This is a genomic window from Rhodobaculum claviforme, from assembly GCF_016653255.1.
GTDB classification, from domain to species: Bacteria; Pseudomonadota; Alphaproteobacteria; order Rhodobacterales; family Rhodobacteraceae; genus Rhodobaculum; species Rhodobaculum claviforme.
Genome location: NZ_NHSD01000236.1, coordinates 1 through 6,869, shown reverse-complemented (window position 1 = coordinate 6,869; position 6,869 = coordinate 1). Strand labels below are relative to the sequence as shown.

The 6,869-nt window shown below is 69.7% G+C and carries 6 protein-coding genes; 3 read left to right on the top strand and 3 right to left on the bottom strand.

From position 1 onward, the window contains the following. The first annotated feature begins 137 nt into the window (after positions 1-137). Both lipA and CCR87_RS08545 read left to right on the top strand, forming a co-directional pair. Positions 138-1,097: a lipoyl synthase gene (lipA, locus tag CCR87_RS08550; protein ID WP_201157111.1), complete on the top strand. Its 960-nt coding sequence runs from the start codon at positions 138-140 to the stop codon at positions 1,095-1,097. A 106-nt stretch (positions 1,098-1,203) separates the two neighbouring features. Continuing rightward, the gene (locus CCR87_RS08545) at positions 1,204-2,064 is read left to right on the top strand and encodes an arginyltransferase (RefSeq protein ID WP_201157110.1); all 861 of its coding nucleotides are present in this window, start codon (positions 1,204-1,206) and stop codon (positions 2,062-2,064) included. 115 nt (positions 2,065-2,179) lie between these two features. Here CCR87_RS08545 and polA read toward each other — a convergent pair whose 3' ends face one another. The 3 genes from polA to CCR87_RS08530 all read right to left on the bottom strand — a co-directional run bounded on the left by polA (position 2,180) and on the right by CCR87_RS08530 (position 5,790). Beyond that, positions 2,180-4,987, bottom strand: a complete 2,808-nt coding sequence (polA, locus tag CCR87_RS08540) for a DNA polymerase I (RefSeq protein WP_201157109.1) — start codon at positions 4,985-4,987, stop codon at positions 2,180-2,182. A 74-nt stretch (positions 4,988-5,061) separates the two neighbouring features. Continuing rightward, entirely contained in the window at positions 5,062-5,271 is a 210-nt protein-coding gene (locus CCR87_RS08535; RefSeq protein WP_242511929.1) for a zinc-finger domain-containing protein, read from the bottom strand. A 63-nt stretch (positions 5,272-5,334) separates the two neighbouring features. Then, positions 5,335-5,790, bottom strand: a complete 456-nt coding sequence (locus CCR87_RS08530) for a DUF805 domain-containing protein (RefSeq protein WP_201157108.1) — start codon at positions 5,788-5,790, stop codon at positions 5,335-5,337. A 112-nt stretch (positions 5,791-5,902) separates the two neighbouring features. On the opposite strand from CCR87_RS08530, the gene CCR87_RS08525 reads away from it, so the two are divergent. Further along, on the top strand, positions 5,903-6,853 hold the full coding sequence (locus CCR87_RS08525; protein WP_201157107.1) for an ABC transporter ATP-binding protein: 951 nt from the start codon (positions 5,903-5,905) through the stop codon (positions 6,851-6,853). Positions 6,854-6,869: the final 16 nt, after the last annotated feature.

Genomic DNA, 6,869 nt, shown 5'->3' with positions numbered 1-6,869 from the left:
TCCTGGCGGAGCGCTTGCGGGCGACCATGCGCGCGACGCAATACCGCCCCCCGTGCGGGGTGGTTTGCGTGTCGGGGATTTGGACATTCGCCCCCGGCCGCATTATGTCCCCTGACAGCGCAACATGAGGCCGAGCCATGAGCCCCCGCGATCTGACCGTCCCCGAAGGCCGCCACCCGGAAAAGGCCCACCGCCCCGACCAGGCCCCGCAGCCGAAGAAGCCCGCCTGGATCCGGGTCAAGGCGCCGACCTCGGCGGGGTACCGCGCCACGCGCGACATCATCCGCGAGAATCGCCTGACCACCGTGTGCGAGGAAGCCGGTTGCCCCAACGTCGGCGAATGCTGGGCCCAGGGCCACGCCACCATGATGATCATGGGCGAGATCTGCACCCGTGGCTGCACCTTCTGCAATGTCGCCACCGGGCGCCCCGACGCGCTGGATGCGTTCGAGCCGGGCCGGGTGGCCGACGCCGTGGCCCGGCTGGGCCTGTCCCATGTCGTCATCACCAGCGTGGACCGCGATGACCTCGACGATGGCGGGGCCGCGCATTTCGCCCAGACCATCCGCGCGATCCGCCACCGCGCCCCGGACACCACGATCGAGATCCTGACGCCGGATTTCCTGCGCTGCGGCCCCGACGCCCTGGAGACCGTCGTCGCGGCCCGCCCGGACGTGTTCAACCACAACCTCGAAACGGTGCCGGGCCTGTACCCCGGGGTGCGCCCCGGCGCGCGGTATTTCCACAGCCTGCGCCTGTTGCAGCGCGTCAAGGAGCTCGACCCGTCGATGTTCACCAAGTCCGGCCTGATGGTCGGGCTGGGCGAGGAGCGCGCGCAGGTGGGCCAGGTGATGGACGACATGCGCTCGGCCGGGGTCGATTTCCTGACCATCGGCCAGTACCTGCAACCCACGCCCAAGCACCACGCCGTCGCCCGTTTCGTCACCCCCGAGGAATTCGCCGCCTACGAGAAGGCCGCCTGGGGCAAGGGGTTCCTGATGGTGTCGTCCAGCCCGCTGACGCGGTCGTCGTATCACGCGGGCGAGGATTTCGCGCGGATGCGGGCCGCGCGGACCGCGGCACTGGCGGGGGCCTGAGGCCGCCCGCGCCGCCCGCCGCATGAAGGGTTGACGACGGCGGGCGGTTGTTGCCACCCTCTCGACAGCTCGCTTTCCAACCGGGCCGCAACCTCAGAGACTCCTGATGCGCCACACCCTTCCGGTCACGCCGCAGTTCTATGTCACGGCCCCACAGCCCTGCCCCTATCTGGAGGGGCGAATGGAGCGCAAGCTGTTCACCGCGCTTCAGGGCGACACCGCCGAGCGGCTGAACGATTCGCTGTCCAAGCAGGGCTTCCGGCGCTCGCAGAACGTGCTGTATCGCCCGTCCTGTGCGGATTGTGCGGCGTGCCTGTCGGCGCGCATCCGGGTGGCTGATTTCACGCCGTCGCGCAGCCAGCGCCGCACCCTCAAGCGCAACGGCGGTCTGCGCCGTTCGGCGACCACCCCCTGGGCCACCGAGGAGCAGTTCGCGCTGTTCCGCCGCTATCTCGACAGCCGGCATGCGGACGGGGGCATGGCCGACATGGACATCTTCGAATTCGCCGCCATGATCGAGGAGACGCCGGTCCGTTCGCGCGTGGTGGAGTATTCGCGCCCCGAGGCGGATGGCGGGCGCGGACAGCTGGTGGCGGTGTCGCTGACCGATGTGCTCGATGATGGCGTGTCGATGGTCTATTCGTTCTACGAGCCGGATCTGGAGCCGCAGAGCCTCGGGACCTATGTCATCCTCGACCATATCGAACTGGCCCGCGAGGCAGGGCTTCCCTACGTCTATCTGGGCTATTGGGTGCCGGGCAGCCGCAAGATGGGCTACAAGGCCAAGTATGCCGCGGTGGAGGTCTATCACCGCGGCGCCTGGCAGGACATGGGCGACCCGGCGCAGTATTCGGCGGCCCGCCATCCGTTGTCGGTCGATCCCATCGCCGAACAGGTCGCGCGGCTGAACCTGCCCGACAGCCTGCCCACCGACGGCCGCACGCCCCGTCAGACCCGGCGCGGATAGGTCCCGGGCGCGGCCCCCGTTCGGGCCAACCGGTCGGCCCCACCCGTCGGGTCCGCCACCGCTCTGCGGGGGCAGGATCGCCGGGCGCCATCATCGGCGGTGGAGTGGCGTGGGGTCAGTGCGCCTCGGCCCAGTTGGCGCCCACGCCGGCGTCCACCGTCAGCGGCACGCTCAGCGATGCGGCGGGGTGGGCGGCGCCTTCCATCACCTCGCGGATGCGGGCGATCACGGTGTCGACCGCATCCTCGGCGACCTCGAACACCAGTTCGTCGTGAACGGTCAGGAGCATGCGCGCGTCCAGCCCCCTCAGCGCTGCCGGAACGCGGACCATGGCGCGGCGGATGATGTCGGCGGCCGCGCCCTGGATCGGGGCGTTGATGGCGCCGCGCCGGGCAAAGCCGCCGCCGGGGCCCTTGGCGTTGATCTCCGGCGTGTGGACCTTGCGGCCGAACAGGGTCTGGACGTAGCCGTGCGCCTTGGCGAAGGCCACGGTGTCGTCCATGTAGGCGCGGATGCCGGGGAAGCGCTCGAAATAGGTGTCGATGAAGCGCTGCGCGTCCTCGCGCGGGATGCGCAGGTTCCGTGCGAGGCCAAAGCCCGAGATGCCGTAGATCACGCCGAAGTTGATCGCCTTGGCCTGTCGCCGCACCGAGGGGTCCATCCCCTCGATCGGCACGCCGAACATTTCCGATGCGGTCATGGCATGGATGTCGAGGCCATCGCGGAACGCCTGTTTCAGCGTCTCGATGCCGGCGACATGCGCCAGAATCCGCAGCTCGATCTGGGAGTAATCGAGGCTGACCAGACGATACCCCGGCGCCGCCACAAACGCCGTGCGGATGCGGCGCCCTTCGTCCGAGCGAACGGGGATGTTCTGCAGGTTCGGATCGGTCGAGGCCAGCCGCCCGGTGTTCGCCCCCGAGATCACATAGGAGGTGTGCACCCGCCCCGTTTCGGGGTGGATGTGTTCCTGAAGCGCGTCGGTGTAGGTGGATTTCAGCTTGGCGATCTGGCGCCAGTCCAGCACGCGCGCCGGCAGGTCGTGGCCCTGCGCGGCCAGATCCTCCAGCGTCTCGGCGTCGGTGGACCAGGCCCCGGCCTTGCCGCGCTTGCCGCCCGCGAGGCTCATCCTGTCGAACAGGATCTCGCCCAGCTGCTTGGGGCTTCCGACGTTGAAGCTCTCGCCCGCCAGCTCGTGGATCTCGGCCTCCAGGCCCGCCATCTTCTGGGCAAAGGCGTTGGACATGCGCGACAGCGTATCGCGGTCGACCTTGATGCCGGTCATCTCCATCTCGGCCAGCACCGGCACCAGCGGGCGCTCCAGCGTCTCGTACACCGTCGTCACGCGGGCGCGATGCAGGCGGGGCTTGAGCGTGTCCCACAGCCGGTAGGTGATGTCGGCGTCCTCGGCGGCGTAGGGCGTGGCCTCACTGATCGGGACGGCGGCGAAGGTGCGCGCGGACTTGCCCGACCCCAGCAGCGGCTTGATCGGGATCGGCGTGTGACCGAGGTAGCGTTCGGACAGCGCGTCCATGCCGTGCCCATGCAGGCCACCGTTCTGCGCATAGGAGATCAGCATGGTGTCGTCGATCGGCGCCATGCGGATGCCGTGCCGCGCGAGGATCTTGGCGTCGTATTTCACGTTCTGCCCGATCTTGAGGATCGCCGCGTCCTCCAGCACCGGCTTGAGCGCCGCCAGCGCCGCGTCGAAATCGATCTGGTCGGGCTGGGGCGCATCGCCGCCGAACAGATCGCCGCCGCCTTCGGTGTGCGCCAGCGGGATGTACGCGGCCCGCCCCGGCGCCAGTGCCAGCGACACGCCGACCAGCCCCGCGCGCATCTCGTCCAGGCCCGTGGTCTCGGTGTCGACGGCCACGGTGCCCAGCGCGCGCGCCTGCGCCAGCCAGTCGTTCAGCGTGTCCAGATCGCGGATGCAGGTGTGGGCGCCCGCGTCAAAGGCCACCTCCGGCGCGGTGTCCGGGGTGTCGGGCGCCGGGGCCGGGGCCTCCACCGCCGGGGGTGTCACGCCCAGATGATCCGCGATGCGTCGGCTGAGGGTGCGGAACTCCATCTGCCCGAGGAAGCCCAGCAGCGCCTCGGCCTCCGGCGCCCGCACCTCCAGATCGTCGAGGCCCACCGGCAGCGGCGTCGCGCCGTCCAGCGTCACCAGCCGCTTGGACACCCGGATCTGCTCGGCGAAGTCGATCAGGGTCTGGCGGCGTTTGGGCTGCCGGATCTCCTCGGCGCGGGTCAGCAGGGTTTCGACGTCGCCGTATTCCTGGATCAGCAGGGCGGCGGTCTTGATGCCGATGCCGGGGGCGCCGGGGATGTTGTCCACGCTGTCGCCCGCCAGCGCCTGCACGTCGATGACCTGCGCGGGGGGGACGCCGAACTTCTCCTCGACCTCCTCCGGCCCGATGCGGCGGTTCTTCATGGGGTCGAGCATCTCCACCCCGCCACCCACGAGCTGCATGAGGTCCTTGTCCGAGCTGATGATGGTGACCGACCCGCCCGCGTCGCGTGCCTGCGCGGCCAGCGTGGCGATGATGTCGTCGGCCTCAAACCCCTCCACCTCCAGACAGGCGAGGTTGAAGGCGCGGGTCGCCTCGCGCGTCAGCGGGAATTGCGGGCGCAGGTCCTCGGGCGGCTCGGGGCGCTGGGCCTTGTACCCGGCATAGATGTCGTTGCGGAAGGTTCTGGAGGAGTGATCGAAGATCACCGCGGCATGGGTGGGCGCGGGCACGCCGTCGGTGCGGCTGCCGTTACCCTCCACATACTTGAACAGCATGTTGCAAAAGCCCGCGACCGCGCCCACCGGCAGCCCGTCGGACGCCCGCGTCAGCGGCGGCAGCGCATGGTAGGCGCGAAAGATATACCCCGACCCGTCGATCAGGTGCAGATGGCAGCCCTTGCCGAAACCCATGTGCGCGCCTCCGAATTGCGATGGAGTGCCTTGTTGCACGCCCTCCGGCCGGCCGCCAGCGGCGCGGCGGGCCGTCAGGCCGCTGCGCCCGACCCGGTCGTCACATGGTCTTCGTGGATAAAACGCTTGTCGCAATATCCGCAGTCGACCCAGCCGGTGTCCAGCGGGATCGACAGCCACACGCGCGGATGGCCCAGCGCGCCCTCGCCGCCGTCACAGCAGACGCGGTATGTCGACGCCACCTCGGTTTCGGGGGCAGGGTGGTCGGGACCGTGCGGCATCATCTGCGCCTCCGTCTGGGTTGGGGGCACAGGATACCCTGCCTGTGCCCCGGTGCAAGTCCGCGCTCAGCCCGGCGGGGGGCCATAGGCGTTCTCGGCCGGCTCGCCCTCGCGGAAGCCCAGCTCGATCACCGCCCAGATCAGCGCCGCCAGCGACACCAGCCCCAGCAGCGACACCCACAGCCGCGGCATCATCGTCATCGTGCCGTCCGGCAAGCGCATCGGGCGGAACCCGATGTTGAACGCGTTGAGGATGCTGAGAACCGCGCCCGGACCATAGAACAGGGCCGCGCGTGGCAGCAGCGGATGGCCCCGGTCATGCAGACGCCGCGAGGCCAGCGCCCCCACCGGCCACAGTGCCCCCAGCGAGATCACGAGCATCAGGAACCGCCCGATCAGCCCGTCGCCGAACAGCGCGGCGATCGCCACGCTGATGACCACAAGACCCACGAACAGGATCACGATGCCGATCCACCATTGCCTGCGGTTGATGCGCCCGTCGAAGCGGGTGAAAAGCTCCATGACTGTTCTCCTTTCGCCTCAAGGGTAGGGACTGCGGCCCAAGGGTGCAAGCTGGGCGGCGGCGGGTCGCCGTGCTAGGTCCCGCCGCGACGCCGTCACGAAAGGATACCGCATGGCCACCGCACGGACACAGGGCGCGATCGAGATCGAGGGGCTGCGCAAGGTCTATGGCGGATCGGGCGGCACCCCGGCCAAGGAGGCGCTGTCGGGCGTCGACCTCGATGTGCCCGCAGGCAGCATCTTCGGCCTGCTGGGGCCGAACGGGGCGGGCAAGTCCACGCTGATCAACATCCTCGCGGGGCTGGTGACCAAGTCCGCCGGGCGGGTGCGGATCTGGGGGTTCGATCAGGACGTGAACCCGCGCCAGAGCCGCGCCGCCATCGGCGTGATGCCGCAGGAGACCAACATCGACCCCTTCTTCACCCCGCGCGCCGCGCTGGAGGTGCAGGCCGGCCTCTATGGCGTGCCGAAGTCGCGCCGCCGCACCGACGAGATCCTGTCGCTGATCGGGCTGGAGGACAAGGCCGAGGCCTATGCCCGCACGCTGTCGGGCGGCATGAAGCGCCGGCTTCTGCTGGGCAAGGCGCTGGTGCACGCGCCGCAGGTTCTGGTGCTGGACGAGCCCACCGCCGGGGTCGATCTGGAGCTGCGCCAGATGCTCTGGGTCAACGTGCGCCGCCTGAACGAGCAGGGCATGACCATCATCCTGACCACCCATTACCTGGAGGAGGCGCAGGAGATGTGCGACGAGATCGCCATCATCGACCGTGGCCGGGTGGTGGCGCGCGACACCACATCCGCGCTGGTGGGGCGGATGGACACCAAGACGCTGGTGATTACGCCCGATGGCCCGGTCCCCGACGATCTGTCCCTGCCCGAGGGCGTCAGCGTGACGCGCCGCCCCTCTGGCACGCTGGCGCTGGGCTACAGCCGCAGTCGGGTCGCACCCGGCGCGGTGCTGGCGGCGCTGGCCGCAGCCGGGGTGGGCATCCGCGATCTGGCCACCGAGGAGCCGGATCTGGAGGACGTGTTCCTGTCGCTTACGGGAAGCGCGGTGGCCTGAGGGGGGTGGCCGAGGG